The sequence below is a fragment of the Bacillus sp. AK124 genome, assembly GCF_053903085.1.
On the sequence record NZ_CP096378.1, the window covers coordinates 3,051,652 to 3,068,067 of the forward strand.

At 49.8% G+C, this 16,416-nt stretch carries 11 protein-coding genes; 4 read left to right on the forward strand and 7 right to left on the reverse strand.

Annotated elements, in window-relative coordinates; genetic code table 11:
• The first annotated feature begins 68 nt into the window (after positions 1 to 68).
• The gene (locus M1E06_RS15425; protein ID WP_035338980.1) at positions 69 to 1,898 is read left to right on the forward strand and encodes a bifunctional homocysteine S-methyltransferase/methylenetetrahydrofolate reductase; all 1,830 of its coding nucleotides are present in this window, start codon (positions 69 to 71) and stop codon (positions 1,896 to 1,898) included.
• Positions 1,891 to 5,307 carry a methionine synthase gene (metH, locus tag M1E06_RS15430; RefSeq protein WP_035338982.1) on the forward strand — a complete coding sequence of 1,139 codons (3,417 nt, stop codon included), beginning with the start codon at positions 1,891 to 1,893 and terminating at the stop codon, positions 5,305 to 5,307. Before M1E06_RS15425 ends, metH begins: the two co-directional genes overlap by 8 nt.
• Positions 5,308 to 5,380: 73 nt before the next feature.
• On the opposite strand, the gene M1E06_RS15435 is transcribed toward metH, so the two are convergent.
• A complete protein-coding gene (locus M1E06_RS15435) occupies positions 5,381 to 6,343 on the reverse strand; it encodes a helix-turn-helix transcriptional regulator (RefSeq protein ID WP_026579913.1) in 963 nt (320 codons plus the stop codon).
• 111 nt (positions 6,344 to 6,454) lie between these two features.
• Here M1E06_RS15435 and M1E06_RS15440 point away from each other — a divergent pair, with 111 nt between their 5' ends.
• Entirely contained in the window at positions 6,455 to 7,288 is an 834-nt protein-coding gene (locus M1E06_RS15440; protein ID WP_020450904.1) for a dehydrogenase/reductase SDR family member 1, read from the forward strand.
• A gap of 173 nt (positions 7,289 to 7,461) precedes the next feature.
• Positions 7,462 to 7,902: a GNAT family N-acetyltransferase gene (locus M1E06_RS15445; RefSeq protein WP_020450903.1), complete on the forward strand. Its 441-nt coding sequence runs from the start codon at positions 7,462 to 7,464 to the stop codon at positions 7,900 to 7,902.
• Between the two features lie 41 nt (positions 7,903 to 7,943).
• Here the strand turns inward: M1E06_RS15445 and M1E06_RS15450 are convergent, their stop codons facing one another.
• Genes M1E06_RS15450 through M1E06_RS15475 form a run of 6 tightly spaced genes read right to left on the reverse strand, consistent with a single transcriptional unit; the run spans position 7,944 to position 16,245 of the window.
• On the reverse strand, positions 7,944 to 9,758 hold the full coding sequence (locus M1E06_RS15450; protein ID WP_020450902.1) for an IucA/IucC family protein: 1,815 nt from the start codon (positions 9,756 to 9,758) through the stop codon (positions 7,944 to 7,946).
• A gap of 16 nt (positions 9,759 to 9,774) precedes the next feature.
• Positions 9,775 to 11,118 (reverse strand): lysine N(6)-hydroxylase/L-ornithine N(5)-oxygenase family protein, encoded by a 1,344-nt coding sequence (locus tag M1E06_RS15455; protein ID WP_035338984.1) that lies wholly within the window; start codon positions 11,116 to 11,118, stop codon positions 9,775 to 9,777.
• Positions 11,093 to 11,647: a GNAT family N-acetyltransferase gene (locus tag M1E06_RS15460; protein ID WP_020450900.1), complete on the reverse strand. Its 555-nt coding sequence runs from the start codon at positions 11,645 to 11,647 to the stop codon at positions 11,093 to 11,095. Before M1E06_RS15460 ends, M1E06_RS15455 begins: the two co-directional genes overlap by 26 nt.
• Positions 11,644 to 13,407 carry an IucA/IucC family protein gene (locus M1E06_RS15465; protein ID WP_095323658.1) on the reverse strand — a complete coding sequence of 588 codons (1,764 nt, stop codon included), beginning with the start codon at positions 13,405 to 13,407 and terminating at the stop codon, positions 11,644 to 11,646. Before M1E06_RS15465 ends, M1E06_RS15460 begins: the two co-directional genes overlap by 4 nt.
• Entirely contained in the window at positions 13,404 to 14,915 is a 1,512-nt protein-coding gene (locus tag M1E06_RS15470; protein WP_026579917.1) for a pyridoxal phosphate-dependent decarboxylase family protein, read from the reverse strand. Before M1E06_RS15470 ends, M1E06_RS15465 begins: the two co-directional genes overlap by 4 nt.
• Entirely contained in the window at positions 14,899 to 16,245 is a 1,347-nt protein-coding gene (locus tag M1E06_RS15475) for an aspartate aminotransferase family protein (RefSeq protein ID WP_095323659.1), read from the reverse strand. Before M1E06_RS15475 ends, M1E06_RS15470 begins: the two co-directional genes overlap by 17 nt.
• Positions 16,246 to 16,416 lie beyond the last annotated feature (171 nt).

Consider the following 16,416-nt stretch of genomic DNA (forward strand, 5'->3'; position numbering starts at 1 on the left):
GTCGATGAAAAGTCTTCTGCTTCACAGAAGACTTTTTTGTTTATCAAAAATGCTTAAGGGGGAAAACGATGGGTTTTTTGGAGGATATAAAAAGCAAAACGTTAATCGCGGACGGCGCAATGGGCACACTTCTGTATTCCTACGGGATCGACAGGTGTTTTGAGGAACTGAACATCTCCAAGCCCGAAGAAGTGAGACGCGTCCACGAAGCGTATGTACAGGCCGGCGCCGATATTATTCAAACGAACACGTACGGCGCAAACTTCATCAAGCTGTCCAGATACGGGCTCGAAGACGAAACAAAACAAATCAACGAAAAAGCGGTCCGTCTCGCCCGCTCCGCCGCCGGTTCTGCTTATGTTCTCGGTACGCTCGGCGGAATCCGGACGTTCAACAAAAACTCGTATTCTCTCGAGGACATTAAAAGAAGCTTCCGCGAACAGCTCTATCTTCTGTTAAATGAGCAGCCGGACGGACTTCTGCTCGAAACCTATTATGATTTAGAAGAAGCGCGCGAAGTTTTAAAGATTGCCAGAAAGGAAACAGAGCTGCCGATCATTTTGAATGTCTCAATGCACGAAGAGGGCGTTCTTCAGGACGGAACCCCGCTTGCGGACGGCCTGAAGCAGCTGGCATCCCTCGGCGCAGACGTCGTTGGTATCAACTGCCGCCTCGGCCCTTATCATATGATCAGAGCGCTTGAAGAAGTCCCGCTTTTAGAAGACGCCTATCTTTCCGTCTATCCGAACAGCAGCCTCCCGTCCCTTGTCGAAGGCAGGCTTGTTTATGAGACAGATGATGAATATTTCAGGGAAAGCGCGGAGGAATTCCGCAATCAAGGCGCACGGATCATCGGCGGCTGCTGCGGAACCACGCCGAACCACATCAGGGCGATGGCTGAGGCGGTCAAAGGGCTTCCTCCAGTCACCGAAAAACACGTGAAAATCAGAAAGAAAGCGGCGCTTGCTGTTCAAAACGAAAGGACAGAGCCCGTTCTCGACGATCTGGCCAAGCAAAAACGGTCCATTATCGTCGAACTCGATCCTCCAAAACAATTAAACTTTGAGAAATTTTTGCACGCCGCTAAAGAGCTTCAATCAGCCGGAATCGATGCACTGACATTGGCGGACAACTCGCTTGCCACACCGAGGATCAGCAATGTCGCCTGCGGCGCGCTCTTAAAACAGCGCCTCGATATGAGGTCGCTGATCCATATTACATGCAGAGACCGCAACCTGATCGGCCTGCAGTCCCATCTAATGGGGCTCGATACACTGGGGCTGTCAGACGTGCTGGCGATTACCGGCGATCCGTCGAAAATCGGCGACTTTCCGGGAGCGACTTCCGTCTATGATCTGACATCGTTCGATTTGATCAGCCTGATCAAACAGTTTAACGAAGGCTTGTCATATTCAGGTAAACCGCTCGGCAAGAAAACAAATTTCTCAGTGGCGGCCGCCTTCAATCCGAATGTCAGACACATTGACAAAGCGGTGAAACGGCTTGAGAAAAAAATCGCCTGCGGCGCAGACTATTTCATTTCCCAGCCTGTCTATTCAGAGGAGCAGCTCATCAAAATCCACGAAGAAACAAAGCATCTTGAAACACCGATCTATATCGGCGTCATGCCGCTGACCAGCAGCCGCAACGCGGAATTCATCCACAACGAAATCCCCGGCATCAAACTGTCCGATTCAATCCGCGAAAAGATGGCGCTGGCGGGAAATGACAAACAAAAACAGGCCGAGGAAGGGCTCGCGATCGCCCGCTCCCTGCTTGATGCGGCGTGCGACCTGTTCAACGGCATTTATCTGATCACACCGTTTTTGCGGTCTGATTTAACCGCCGAACTGACGGCATATATCCACCAGAAAGAAAAGGAGAAAACAAATGTCTAACATCAATGACCAGCTGAAGAAAAAAATCCTCGTCCTTGACGGTGCGATGGGAACGATGATCCAGAATGCCGGTTTGTCCGCCGCTGACTTCGGCGGCGAGGCCTATGAAGGGTGCAATGAATTTCTAAGCATCACGGCACCTCATATCATTCAGGGCATCCACGAAGCCTATCTGGCCGCTAAAGCCGATATCATCGAAACCAATACATTCGGAGCCACACGGCTCGTTCTGGACGAGTACGACCTCGGGCAGCGCGCCTATGAAGTCAACCTCGCTTCAGTCAAACTCGCCAAAGCGGCCGCCGAAAAGTTTTCCACACCTGAATGGCCAAGGTTTGTCGCCGGCGCGATGGGTCCGACGACAAAAACCCTTTCCGTCACCGGCGGCACGACCTTTGACGAGCTGATCGATAATTACGAGGAACAGGCAAGAGCGCTGATCACAGGGGGAGCCGACCTCTTGCTGCTCGAAACGAGCCAGGATATGCTGAACGTTAAAGCGGGCTTTATCGGCATCAGGCAAGCCTTCGAAAAAACCGACAAAACCCTTCCCCTCATGGTATCAGGCACGATCGAACCGATGGGCACGACACTGGCCGGCCAGGATATCGAATCGTTCTATATCTCACTCGAGCATATGAAGCCGGTCAGCGTCGGTTTAAATTGCGCGACGGGCCCGGAATTTATGACAGATCACATCAGAACCCTTTCTTCCCTTGCGAGGACGGCCGTCAGCTGCTATCCGAATGCCGGCCTCCCCGATGAGGAGGGACAATACCATGAATCACCGCAATCGCTCGCGAAAAAAATCAAGGCGTTTGCAGAAGAAGGCTGGCTGAACATTGTCGGCGGCTGCTGCGGAACGACGCCCGCCCATATTGAAGCGCTGGCCGATGAAGTAGCCTCGCTGCCGCCGCGGACGGTCCCTTCGGAAAAAAAGCCGCACACCGTCTCAGGGATCGACGGACTAATTTATGAAGAAACGATGCGTCCCCTTTTTGTCGGGGAGCGGACAAATGTCATCGGATCGAGAAAATTCAAGCGGCTGATCGCTGAACAGAAATTTGAGGAAGCATCCGAAATCGCGAGAGCCCAAGTGAAAAACGGCGCCCATGTCATCGACATCTGCCTTGCAGACCCGGACCGCGATGAAGCGGAAGATATGGAAGGCTTCTTAACAGAAGCGATGAAAAAAGTAAAAGCCCCGTTTGTCATCGACTCGACGGACAAAACGGTGATTGAAAAGGCGCTGAAATACTCACAGGGAAAAGCGATCATCAATTCGATCAACCTTGAAGACGGCGAAGAACGGTTCGCTGACATCCTCCCGCTCGTCAAACAGTTCGGAGGGGCACTCGTCGTCGGTACGATCGATGAAGAGGGAATGGCGGTCACCGCGGAAAAGAAGCTGGCCGTCGCCGTCAGGTCGTATCAGCTGCTCACCGAAAAGTACGGAATACCGGCCAGCGATATCATCTTCGATCCGCTCGTCTTCCCTGTCGGAACAGGTGATGAACAATACATCGGCTCAGCTAAAGAAACGATCGAAGGCATCCGCCTCATCAAAGAGCGGCTCCCTGAATGTTTAACGATTCTCGGCGTCAGCAACGTCTCATTCGGTCTTCCGCCCGTCGGCCGGGAAATCTTAAATGCTGTATTCTTGTACCACGCAACACAGGCCGGGCTTGATTACGCGATCGTCAATACGGAAAAGCTTGAGCGGTTCGCTTCCATTCCTAAAGAAGAAGTCGAAATGGCTGAAAAACTTCTGTTTCACACTGATGACAAAACGCTCGCATCCTTCACTGACTTCTACCGCGGAAAGAAAAAAACGGACAAACAGCCGAAAACATCTCTTTCCCTGGAAGAGCGCTTGGCTGAGTACGTCATCGAGGGTACAAAAGAAGGCTTGATTCCCGATCTCGAACAAGCGTTGAAAAAATTTGCCGCCCCGCTCGACGTGATCAACGGTCCGCTTATGGACGGCATGGCGGAGGTCGGACGGCTGTTTAACAACAATGAGCTGATTGTCGCTGAAGTGCTGCAGTCGGCAGAAGTCATGAAAGCTGCCGTTTCCTTTCTCGAACAGTATATGGAAAAGAAAGACGACAGCGGCAAAGGAAAGATCGTTTTGGCAACCGTTAAAGGCGATGTCCATGATATCGGCAAAAACTTAGTCGACATCATTTTAAGCAACAACGGCTACAAGGTTGTCGATCTTGGGATTAAAGTGACACCGCAGGAATTAATTGAAGCGGTCCGCAAAGAGAATCCCGATATCATCGGTCTGTCCGGCCTGCTCGTCAAATCGGCGCAGCAAATGGTCGTTACAGCGCAGGACCTCGACAAAGCGGATATTTCCATCCCGATTATGGTCGGCGGAGCCGCGCTTTCAAGAAAGTTCACGAACATGAAAATTTCGCCTGAATATAAAGGGCCGGTTTTATACGCGAAGGACGCCATGGACGGCTTATCGCTCGCCAATCAGCTGCGGACGGACCCGTCGCAGTTTCTCGAGAAAAAAGAAGCCGCTGCACCCGCCGCCGTCGCGGAGAAAAAGCAGACGAAAGCCGTGATTGAAATGCTTGAAAAACGGGCGCACGTTCCGCAGGCGCCGGTCTTTCAGCCGGAAGACTTGAAGCGGCACTATTTGAAAAACATCGACCTTTCCTATATCGTGCCGTATGTCAATGAACAAATGCTGCTCGGCCATCACCTCGGCTTGAAAGGAAAAGTCAAAAAGCTCCTGGCTGAACAGCATCCGAAAGCACTGGAGCTGAAAGAGCTGATTGACGAGTTGCTGAGAGACGGGAAAGAGCACGGCTGGTTCGACCCCGCCGTCGTCTATCAATTTTTCCCCGCGTACAGCGACGGGGATTCGCTCCATATTTTAGACCCCGGGAACAAAGACAGCATCCTTGAAACGTTTGTTTTTCCTAGGCAGGAAAAGCTTCCGTACCGCTGTATTTCCGATTATGTCCGACCGAAAGGAGAGCTCGATTATGTCTCGTTCTTTGCCGTGACAGCGGGCAGACATGTAAGAGCAGCCGCAAACCGCTTTAAGGAGGAAGGCGACTACTTGAAAAGTCATGCGGTACAAGCGCTTGCTCTTGAGCTGGCCGAAGGACTCGCCGAACGGACGCACCAAGTTATCCGCGACCGCTGGGGCTTCCCTGATGCACCAGACTTCACGATGGAACAGCGTTTTCAGGCGAAATACCAGGGACAGCGCTACTCCTTCGGATATCCGGCCTGTCCGAATCTCGAAGATCAGGAAAAACTCTTCAGACTCATCCAGCCTGAAGGAATCGGCGTTCATTTAACAGATGGCTTTATGATGGAGCCCGAAGCTTCCGTATCAGCGATCGTTGTCTCCCATCCGGAAGCCAGATATTTCAATGTTCATTAACCCGAAGACCCTGCTTGCCGTTTGCGGCCTGCAGGGTTCATTTTGTATGGACGTAACATATGCCGCGAATACTTCAGGATTTATAATGAGCAACAATGGATTCAGCCATGTTGAGTATCTTCCCGTGCAGTTCTTTAGGTTCAATAATCCTTATGTGCTCTGCGAACCCGAGTATATACCTTTTCGCTTCTTCTTCCGTATCAAAAGATAATGTAACGGGGATCCACCCCTCCTGATCGACCTCATTTGTTTCGATGATCCGCACAAAATAATTGGTAAACGACAGCCTCGGCAAGATGTCCTGCGCCGCCTTCACCCGCACTTCATACGTCGGCAGCCTTTCGATAAATTCCTTTGTTGAAGACTGCCATACGTGAGCAATATCAAAGTTTTCGGGCCTTTCAAATGTTTCGCGGACAGGAGTGGCAGAATGAATCCGTGAAGCCCTGTAATTTCGAATCTCCCCATTTTCTTTAGATGCAATCAAATACCAGTTTGACCCTTTAGCTACCAGTCCAAGCGGTGCTACAATTCGATCAGCTGTTTGTCCATCTGCCCGCTGATAAACGATTTTTAATTTTTGATCTTTCCATATGGCATCTTTCAGCACTTCAAAGGATGCTGCTTTTTCTTTCTTATGGCGCCATGCACGGGTATCAATATATATTCGGTTCCACACGTCTTTTGCGTTTTGACGATATACCGAAGGCAGCGAGGCTATCAGTTTATTTCGGGCTTCTTCGGATATGCGGGTTAATCCGAGATCGTCCAGCAATTGTTCAGAAAGCGGGACAAATAATGCGCGTATTTCAGATTCTTTTAAACCGGTTAAAGTGGTTTGGTAATCATCAAGCAATGACCAGCCTCCGTTAATCCCGCGCTCGGCCACAACGGGAATTCCAGCTCCGCTTAACGCTTCCATATCTCTGTAAATCGTCCGCTCCGAGACTTCCAGCCTTTCCGCTAATTCTTTCGCCGTCATTTGTCCCTGCGCCTGAAGCATTAAAAGAATAGATATCAGTCGATCTCCTCTCATATGACCACCTTTTTTATCAATGGATGAACTTATTTAATAAAATATGACAATGGTTGTCAAGATTCAGCTTTTATAATGAGCATATCTTTTATAATGAAAGGAATGGGATGAATGAAACCGCTGAAAGGAAAAATCGCTCTCGTAACAGGCGGAAGCAGAGGCGCCGGCCGCGCCATCGCTGTCGAACTTGGAAAAGCCGGTGCAACCGTGTATATGACAGGCCGCAGCATCAGGGGGGCTTCCACGAATCAATGGCCCGGTACAATTGATGACACCGTGTCACAAATTGAAGCTTCCGGCGGAAAGGGTATTGCTGTAAGATGTGATCATACGAACGATTCAGAAACAGAGGCTGTCATCGCTAAAATTCGCGAAGAACAAGGAAAACTGGATATCTTGATCAACAATGTATGGGGTGCGCACGATCTGGGTGTCGAGGCAAAGCCTTTTTGGGAATTGTCATTAAAAAATTGGGATACGATGTTCACCGCAGGGGTGCGCGCCCAGCTGGCGACGAACCACTTCGCCGTGCCGCTCCTTCGCGAAAATAAACAAGCTCTTATCATTCATACGACCTTTTGGGATGAGAACAAATACACCGGACAGTTTTATTACGATTTGGCCAAGAACGCCATCGTCCGGATGGCGTACGGTCTTTCATTGGAATTAAAACGGGACAACATTGCCGTTCTTGCCGTTTCGCCGGGATTTATGAGAACCGAACTTGTGCTGAAGTACCATAAATCAGATGAGGCGGATTGGCAGGAGTCAGAAGATTTAAGGAAAACCGAAACGCCTTATTATGTCGGACGCGGAATCACAGCATTGGCCAAAGATCCGGATGTGATGGAGAAAAGCGGACGTGCGTTAAGAGTTGGTGATTTAGCCAAAGAATATCAGTTTACAGATGTGGACGGACGGTATATTCCGCCATTTACGATATAGGGATTAGGGATCGCCTCTCGGGGGAAATGATTCTTTAAAGGCAGATCAGGTGAAGGCGTTTATCCTGCTTTGATCGTTTCCGCCAACGTTATATAATGGAATGACAGTCATGATTTCAACAGCACGCGGAATTTCGTTCGCCCAATCTGAACTGCAACTGAAGGAGGAATCATATGATTGAAGTCAAACCTATAAACGCGGAAGATACGTATGAGATCAGGCACCGCATTCTCCGGCCGAATCAGCCGCTGGAAGCATGCAAGTATGAAACCGATTTGCTCGGGGGCACGTTTCACCTCGGCGGATATTATCGGGACAGGCTGATCAGCATCGCCTCCTTTCATCAAGCCGAACATTCAGAGCTTGAAGGCCAAAAACAGTATCAGCTGAGAGGGATGGCGACACTTGAAGGGTACCGCGAGCAAAAAGCGGGCAGTACGCTTATCCGCCATGCCGAAGAGCTTCTTCGGAAAAAAGGCGCAGACCTTTTATGGTGCAACGCCAGGACATCTGTGAGCGGGTACTATAAAAAGCTCGGCTTCAGCGAACAAGGCGGGGTCTACGATATACCGCCGATCGGACCTCATATTTTGATGTATAAGAAATTGACATAAAAAACCCCGCCGGAAGCGGGGCATTCTCTGCCGCATGAGCATTAAAGCTTTGCGGCCTCTTTTTTAAATTGCGCAAGCGCGTTTGTCACTTTTCCGAATTCGGAGGCGTGCGGGCGGTCATCTCCGTCCTTATAGCCGTAGTCGACCATCCGGTTTCTGTTGAGGCAGAGCTTCGTCAATTCCGGCTTGAATAAGTCGAACAATTCGAAGCGCTCATGCAGTTCAGGAAATCTCTGCTGATATTCCAAAATCGCATCAGCCAAAGCTTTCCACAGGCGCTTTTCAGGAAGCAGACCGTCATTTTCCAAAATGTTGGCCACATAGCGCAAATGGCAAATGAAAAGCCCTGTAAAGATAAACTGCACAAGCCCTTCCGGCGGCTCGCTTCTGAGAACGACTTTTAAATCTTCTGTCAAACCGCTCAGTTCAGGCAGCGGCTGGTCGCTGATATTGACGTCATCTACAAAATCTTTAATCGCCAGCCTGTGCGGCTGATAATCTTTTAAGACGAGAATCGTATTTTGTCCGTGCGGCGAAAATACGGTTCCGTAGCGGTACATGAAATGCAGAAGCGGCGGCATCACGGTGTTAAACAGCTTTCCGATCCACTCCTCCGCTGACAGCTCCGACTTTTCGATCAGGCGCCTGATAAACGGCACGCCGCCTTGATCAATGTATGTTAAAGAAGCGAGCGTAACAGGCTGCTCTCCATCTTCCAAATACGTATAAATGCTTTCTCTGAAAATAGCGCCGAGCATTTCCAAATATTGATACGGGGCTTTTTCAAGAGCATGATAGTATTGGTGATCAACGTTCAGACTGGCATTTTCGCCCGGCAGGATCACCCTGCATTCATCTTTTAGAAATGCGTCGTTTTCGGCGATCCCTTTAATATGCTCAGTAATTCTCGGCGCGATCACCGTCCGCTCCGACGGCAGTCCTCTGTATACAAGCGTATTTAAAATGCTCATCGGCAGTTTAATATGATGCTTGTGTTTGTTTGTGATGTTTGTAAAGGTCCTGATCGACTGCTGCGGCAGGTACTCGTCTCCGCCTTCCCCTAAAGGAATGATCGCTTTTGAAGCAATTTCTTCCGGAAACTGCTGAATGATCGTATTTGTCCACTGCCATTTGTGGACGGGCAGATAATAATAGTCTTCACTGGCTGCGTCCTGCTTTTCTATCACTTTAGCGAACTGCCTTAAAGTCAGCTCATCAAGCTCTTTATGAATCAGCGTTTCATAATCGAGTCCTTCAACTGAGTGGAATGACGCGGTCTCTTTGTGTACAGCGATCCACAGCAGCCGTTCGGCTCTCTGATTTTCCGGTGCAAACCGGAGGTAGTCATCATAGCCAAAACCGATTCTTCCTTTGTTGTAGACGATCCACGGATGGCCTGTCATCTCGCCTTCAATGACGGCATAATCGGCTTCGGTCAGCTCGTCAGCCGTAAGCGCATCCTTTGCCAAAAGATGAGCATCCGCCAGCATCGTATGGTTGAACTCTTTGATCAAATGCCCCGCTGTTTCCGGACTCATCGGGATATGCGGCTGGATATCGAGGAGAAATTCAATCGCGCTCACTTGTTTTGTCCATTGTCCGCTCTTGAAGACTTCAATCGTCTCCGGCATCGCGTCAAAACTGTCAAACATGCGGGGTTTGGCGGCAAACCGGTACACCTTATCCTCCGCCGTTCTCAGCTCATACCGGTTGATGCCGTCTTCAGTTTCAATGAAATCGGGCTTGATGATATCCTCATACATATACTCAGAAAGCATCTTCGCCAGTAATCGCCGATTGACTTCTGTCCACCTGTCCGGATTGAGGACCCTCTTTAATTCATCTTGAAACAACATGAAAATGCCTCCTTTATTAGCCGTTTGGCACCGCGGTTTTTTCGGTGATTCCTGTTCCGAATGTCTGGAAAACCGTTTTGTGGCTGACGTTGTATACTTCTCTCCCGGCTAGCTGATTGATGATCACCGAGTTCCGGTAAGCGCCGAGTCCCAGGTCAGGCGCTCCGACGCCGTGCGTGTGCAGCTCTCCGTTTTGAACGAAAATATGGTTTTTTGATGTTGCAGCTGTCACCAGTCTATAGTCGCGCGTAATGACATAGCGGCCGCCCGCGTCCTTTTCAATCAGGCTGTCAACAGGTGCCAGACACTCCGGCAGCCTCTCTTTATAGCCCGTCGCCAGGACGACCACATCTGCCTGCCGCTCAAACCGTTCTTCATTCACCCGGTTTGCGCAGTGCAGAATCAGCGTTTCTCCATGCTGTTCGATCTGCTTGACTTCTGTCATGGACTGAAGATCAAAAGCCGCTTCCCGCCCTCCGCAGGTCCGCTCATACAGAAGATGATAAATATCGCTGATCGTCTTCGCGCTGATTCCTTTATAAAGGAGATCCTGCTGCGTTAGCAATTCATCTTTTTTCCACTGTGGAAGCTGATAGAAAAAATCGATATAATCAGGCGAAAAATATTCGAGCCCGAGGTTCGAATATTCCATCGGGAAGAAGCCTTTTGAGCGGGTGAGCCAGCTGACATGCTCCGCTTCATCTACACCGACGAGGTCATAAAACACCTCGGCTGCGCTTTGACCGGAGCCGACGACGGCCACCCTTTTCCCTTTAAATCCGTCGGGCTTTCTCATTAAATACTCAGCTGAATGGAACACCGAGCCTCCCAAAGCGTCTGAGAGCGTTTCGGGAACGTGCGGGCCCGTCCCAATGCCAAGCGCAACATGCCTCGTGTAATAAACGGCTTCCCCGCCGTTTTCCCGATTCACGACCCGCACTTTAAAAAGCGCCTCCGGATTCGATTCAATGAGCGATATGCTTTCAACATTCATCCCGAAGCGGCACGAGTCAAGCTGTTCTGCCACCCAGCGGCAGTAGTGGTTGTATTCCTTTCTCGGAATATGAAAGTCTTCCAGAAAATAAAAAGAATACAGACGGTTATGCTGCTGGAGATAGTTTAAAAAGCTGTATTCGCTTGTCACATCGGCCATGCTCACCAAGTCGGCCAAAAACGGCACCTGCAGTGTCGTCCCTTCAATCAGCATGCCGGGATGCCAGTTAAAGCTTTCATTTCGTTCAAAAAACAGCGCATTAATCTCAGGCACGGAATCGGCTAATGCGGCAAGGCCAAGGTTAAACGGCCCGATGCCGACGCCGATGACATCATATACATCAGTGGCTCTCTTTGTAGAGTTCATCTTTTTTCCCCTTTTCAAAAAAACGTTCTCGTTCGCAAAACATCAATAATCCGGTTTTATCAGGGAGATTCACAGGTTTAATCGGGCGAAACCCGCATTTTTCAAAAACATGAATCATTTTTTTGTTGCGGATATCCGGCTCTGCGATGACCTTTTTTGTGTTAGGCTCGGCAAATTGCATACAGACCATCGCTTTTAAAAGCGGAAGGGCCAGCCCTTTTCCCAAGTACTCTTTTTCTCCGATCAACAGGTGGATGCCCTGGTCAAAAGGTTCATTATCATAGTGGTGTTCAATGACGTCCCCCTTGACCCAGTACGACTCCCAGTAGCTCATGGGCACACCGTCGATAGAGCCGATGTACAGCGTTTGGTGGGGGTCTGTGATGGCCTTGTGAAAATGGTCTTCAAATTTTGCAAACGGCATGTTTAAATGCCAAAACGGGATGACGTGCTCCTCCTGCATCCAGCGATAGACGAGCGATACGTCTCTTGCATAGTCCGCTTTTTGAAATGTGATCCGGTCGTTCATTGGACGGCCGCCGCCTCCTTTAACAGCGGATTGCCGACAGACGTATAACGAGACTGGGTTTCAAGCGAGCCCGTCAGCTCATCCATGTCGTAAAATCTCGTCAGCAGATTGGCCTTGCACGGAAGCTCCGAAAACCGAAGCAGGCTGTCCGTCAACTCAGTGATGCCGTAAATGTGTTCCGCTTTTTCAAGCCGCTCTCTGATCATGGACAGGAGCGTTTCTTCCCGGATCAGCCCTTCGCAGCCAAACCCGTTCACCAGCCCAAACAGATGGTTGAAGAAGAAATAATAGCGCAGTCTCTCAACAGCCACGCCGTCCGTGCAGATCGTCTCGCTCCTTTCGCTCAAGTCTTCGATCAGCTTGGAAAGAATCCCGGCTTTTGATTCGCTGTAGTAATAGCCTTGATTATCCCTGTAGTAAAACGTCTCCGGATAGCCGTTTTTTAAGCGGATAACGGCGTTTTGCTGGTGCGCTTCAATCGCCAGCCCGTATGTTTCAAACAGCCATAAAACAGGCTCTATCGAAATGGATAAATATTTGTCAAACCAATCAATGCTCACTTCTTCCGTTGTCCGCCCTTCTTTTAACGCCAGCCCGCGGATAACAGAGGACAGCCGCGACTCTTTCCCGAAGGCGTGATCTTGGCAAAGCCCGGCGACCAGACATGCAGAACGGTCGTCTTCATAAAACGGATTCTCCCTAATCACGACTTCAAAGCCGGACTCCCTGTTCTCCCCCCGAATCGAGATGTAGGCAGGATCTGTGATAACGCGAAAGCCCGGAAACTCCTGTTTTAACCTTTGACCGAGTTCTGTCTGAAGCAGCCGGGCCATTTCAACACCTCTGTCCAATTCTTTCTGCTTGTTCACACGAAGCGAATTCGTGATTTTGATCGGGATCGAGAATTTGTACATATAGCGCGAGTGCTTGCTGTAAACCGTGCGGACGGAGGATGTCGCCGTGAACGTCCTGCCCTTTGCACCGAGATATGTAAGGAGACCTTGATCGATCAATTTTTGCACATACGGCTCCTCCAGCAAAGCTCTCGCCTGGAGCGGGTGTGCGGGAAGAAGCGCAAAATCCGGATCGGCCGTTTGCTCGTCTAGCCACGCATTATCAATCATCGGGTCGTTTCTCAATTCCTCTTGTATGACTAGCGGCGCTTTTGTTCCAGTACTTGAATCGTGCAGAACGAGCGAGGCATGCGCCTTAAAGTAATGAAGCTGAAACTCCCCTTTCAATTCAGGTGAGAAAATGTTTTCCTCTTCAGGTTTCATGCCCTGCCTGCTTTTTGGCGTCGGGTGCATCAGATGACCGAGCAAGAGCGACTGCTCCGCTTCGATAAACGTAAAATCAGCGCGGCTAAGCTCATTTTGATCACCGGCCCGTTCTTCCACATAACGGCTGATATTGCGGCAGCTCAAAATGACTCTGAGCAAGAATTCATCCTCGGCACCCCCGCGGTTTTGCTGAAGAAGCAATTCTTTTGAAGCGAGGGAGACGAGCGTGACATAGTCGAGCGGAAGCGGCTTGTTTTGGGTTGTTTGATAGTAAAGCGGAAATGAGAAAAGGTGCCTTCCCGTCTTCGACCAGTACTTGATCGGAACGATCAGCTCGATTTGCTGGCGTTTTAGCGGAACAATCAGCGTTTTTTGAGAGCCGTCCGCGATCTCACGGGTTTTGATGCCGGTTTCACGCAAATAGCAATTTAAAAAACTTTGAATCGTAGCGTTTTCTGCTATTTCTTTAAATGAACTCATCTTGTTACCCTCCTGCTATTCGTATAAAGACTTGCCAGCTCTTGAATCCTGCCGAGAATGTCGTCAAGATCCGAAAGCGTCGTCCGCGGATTCAGCAGCGTGAATTTTAAATACGTTTTCCCGGCTGCTGCCGTCTTGGCGATCACCGCCTGTCCCGTTCTGAACAATTCTCTGTGGATACATTTATTCAAACGGTCGTTCTCTGCGTCGTCTTCTGAGGCGAGGCAGCGGAAGACGACAGCGTTCAGTTCAGGGTGCGGATTCAGCAGTTCGAACCGATCGCTTGCTGAGATTTTTTCCGCTGTCGCTTCGGCCAATGCGAATGTCCAGTCAATCATCTCGGCGAATGTATCTTCTCCAAGCACACGCAGCGAGACAAACAGCTTTAAAGCGTCAAAGCGCCTCGTCGTCTGAATCGATTTATTGACGAGATGAACGATTCCCTCCGCTTCATCCTCTTCAGGATTTAAATAATCGGCATGATAACCAATCAAGCGGAAATGCCTTCTGTCTTTGACAAGAAAAGCGCCGCAGCTGACCGGCTGATAAAACTGCTTGTGGAAGTCGACGCTGATGGAGTCGGCCCTGTCGATACCGGCCAATTTATAGCGGCGGGTTCTGCTCAAAATCAACGCCCCTCCATACGCGGCATCAACGTGAAGCCAAAGCCCGCCGGCATGCGCGGCATCCGCAAGCTCGGAAAGCGGATCGATGCTTCCGAAGTCCGTCGTACCGCATGTGGCAACAATCGCAAATGGATGTAAGCCCGATTCCTCAAGCAGCGTTGTTTTTCGCTTTAAATCGTAAAGGCTCATCCGCTTTTCATCATCTGTATCGACGAGTACGACGGCGCGCTCTCCAAGTCCGAGCTGGGAAGCCGACTTTTTCACGGTAAAATGAGCATCCTTTGAACAGAGGATCCGCAGCCTGTCCGCTTCCGGCGGCAGTCCGTCCTTCTGTACGTTCCAGTTCCACTGCTTTTCACAGAAAGCATCGCGGGCCAACAGAAGTCCCATGTAATTAGACTGTGTGCCTCCGCTCGTAAATGTTCCGTCAGCATTCTTTCCGTACTCGAACTTTCGGCAAAGCCACTGCACCATTTCTTCCTCGATCAATGAAGCCGCTCCGCTTTGATCAAACGAATCCATCGACTGATTCAGCACACTGATCAGCATCTCTGCAGCGAGTGCCGGGATGAGCGGCGGACAGTGCAAGTGTGCGGCGCATTTTGGATCTTCAACATGAATCCGGTGCGGCAAATAGGCTTCTTTTAGATCAGCGAGAACATCCGCAAGCGGTTCTCCCGCTTCCTTAAACGAAAACAAGTTTTTAATTTCGTGCTTTAATTCATTCGGCATCTTCCCGCTGTAGGGCTTCATTTTATTTTTCCAATCGGCCCACAGCGTCTCTACAGCGGCCTCGGCCGCGTCACGGTATGCTTTGATCCCCTGTTCGCCGTTGTGCATAAACAGGGAATCAAAGTTTTTCTGTTTACTTGACTGCTTCATAGACGGCCTCTCTGAAGATCGTGATGATATCGTCGATTTGCGCATCTGTTACGATGAGCGGCGGCAAGAAGCGGATCACGCTTCCATGGCGTCCTCCCGTTTCAACGATCAGTCCTTTTTCAAAGCATTTTCTTTGAATCACGCTTGCAAGCTCCGCATCAGCCGGATAGCTGCCGTTTGTGTTTTGTTTTTTATGCGGTGCGACAATTTCGGCGCCGATCATCAGCCCTCGTCCCCGGACATCACCGATTTCAGGAACGTGTTCCTGAATGTCTTGCAATTCCTGCATGAGCTTCGCGCCGACTTTTTCTACATGTGACAGTACATCGTGCTCTTTTATATATTTTAACGTTGCACTTCCGGCCGCCATCGCCATCTGGTTCCCTCTGAATGTACCGATATGCGCCCCCGGTCCCCATTGATCAAGGTCTTGATCATAGATGACGACAGACAGAGGAAGGCTTCCGCCGATCGCTTTTGAAAGGACGATGACATCCGGTATAATGCCGGCGTGCTCGAACGCAAACATTTTTCCGGTTCTGCCGATGCCGGTCTGCACTTCATCAATGATCAGAGGGATTCCGCGTTCTTTTGTGATCCTTCTCATTTCTTTTATCCATTCAGCCCGAGCCGGAACTGAGCCTCCTTCTCCTTGTACGGCTTCAAAGATCATCCCGGCCGGCTGTAAAATTCCGCTTTCCGGATCATCCAGCATATTTTCGATATATGCGCTCGACAGCTTGTGGCTCGCCTCTCCTCCTCTTCCAAACGGGCAGCGGTATTCATACGGATATGGCAGGAAATGCACATCAGGCATAAGTCCCTGGACATTTTCCTTTGGAGATAAATTACCGCTCAGCGCCATCGTTCCATGAGTTGCACCATGATAGGCACCGTGAAACGACAAGATGGTTCTTCTGCCCGTTGCCGTTTTGACAAGCTTGAGAGCGGCTTCGATCGCATCGCCGCCGGTCGGACCGCAAAACTGGATCTTCGCCCGTTTGGCAAACGCCTCAGGAAGGCTTGCAAATACTTCGCTGACAAACTCTTCTTTGATTTCCGAAGTGATATCAAGCGTGTGCAGCGGGCGTTTTTCATCAAGCATTTTTTGAATCGCTTCAATCACAACTGGATGATTATGACCAAGCGCAAGCGTCCCCGCTCCTGCCAGGCAGTCATAATATTGCTTTCCATCCGCATCAGTCACCAAGACGCCTTCCGCGGTTTGCATGGCGAGCGGAAATCTTCTCGGATATGAACGCGCATTAGACTCTCTTCTATTTTGCTGCTCCAAAAACACTTGATTTTTAGAACTCGTTTGTACAGGCATAGAAAGCATTCCTCCAATTGATAAAGATTATCATTTTCAATGACAAAAAAAGTGTATATTTTGTGACACCGGCATGTCAATAAGATTCAGAAAAATAGGGCGTTTCTCACAATGAGGCAACATGAAGATTTCCTCTACTGCAAATCCAGCTGCTAATATGAATCAATAGTT

Bases quoted from the DNA above. Each gene is read 5' to 3' on its own strand.
- M1E06_RS15455 (WP_035338984.1), bottom strand. From the start codon at position 11,118: ATGAACTCTACAAAGAGAGCCACTGATGTATATGATGTCATCGGCGTC.
- M1E06_RS15440 (WP_020450904.1), top strand. From the start codon at position 6,455: ATGAAACCGCTGAAAGGAAAAATCGCTCTCGTAACAGGCGGAAGCAGA.
- M1E06_RS15460 (WP_020450900.1), bottom strand. From the start codon at position 11,647: ATGAACGACCGGATCACATTTCAAAAAGCGGACTATGCAAGAGACGTA.
- M1E06_RS15435 (WP_026579913.1), bottom strand. From the start codon at position 6,343: ATGAGAGGAGATCGACTGATATCTATTCTTTTAATGCTTCAGGCGCAG.
- M1E06_RS15475 (WP_095323659.1), bottom strand. From the start codon at position 16,245: ATGCCTGTACAAACGAGTTCTAAAAATCAAGTGTTTTTGGAGCAGCAA.
- M1E06_RS15450 (WP_020450902.1), bottom strand. From the start codon at position 9,758: ATGTTGTTTCAAGATGAATTAAAGAGGGTCCTCAATCCGGACAGGTGG.
- metH (WP_035338982.1), top strand. From the start codon at position 1,891: ATGTCTAACATCAATGACCAGCTGAAGAAAAAAATCCTCGTCCTTGAC.
- M1E06_RS15445 (WP_020450903.1), top strand. From the start codon at position 7,462: ATGATTGAAGTCAAACCTATAAACGCGGAAGATACGTATGAGATCAGG.
- M1E06_RS15470 (WP_026579917.1), bottom strand. From the start codon at position 14,915: ATGAAGCAGTCAAGTAAACAGAAAAACTTTGATTCCCTGTTTATGCAC.
- M1E06_RS15425 (WP_035338980.1), top strand. From the start codon at position 69: ATGGGTTTTTTGGAGGATATAAAAAGCAAAACGTTAATCGCGGACGGC.
- M1E06_RS15465 (WP_095323658.1), bottom strand. From the start codon at position 13,407: ATGAGTTCATTTAAAGAAATAGCAGAAAACGCTACGATTCAAAGTTTT.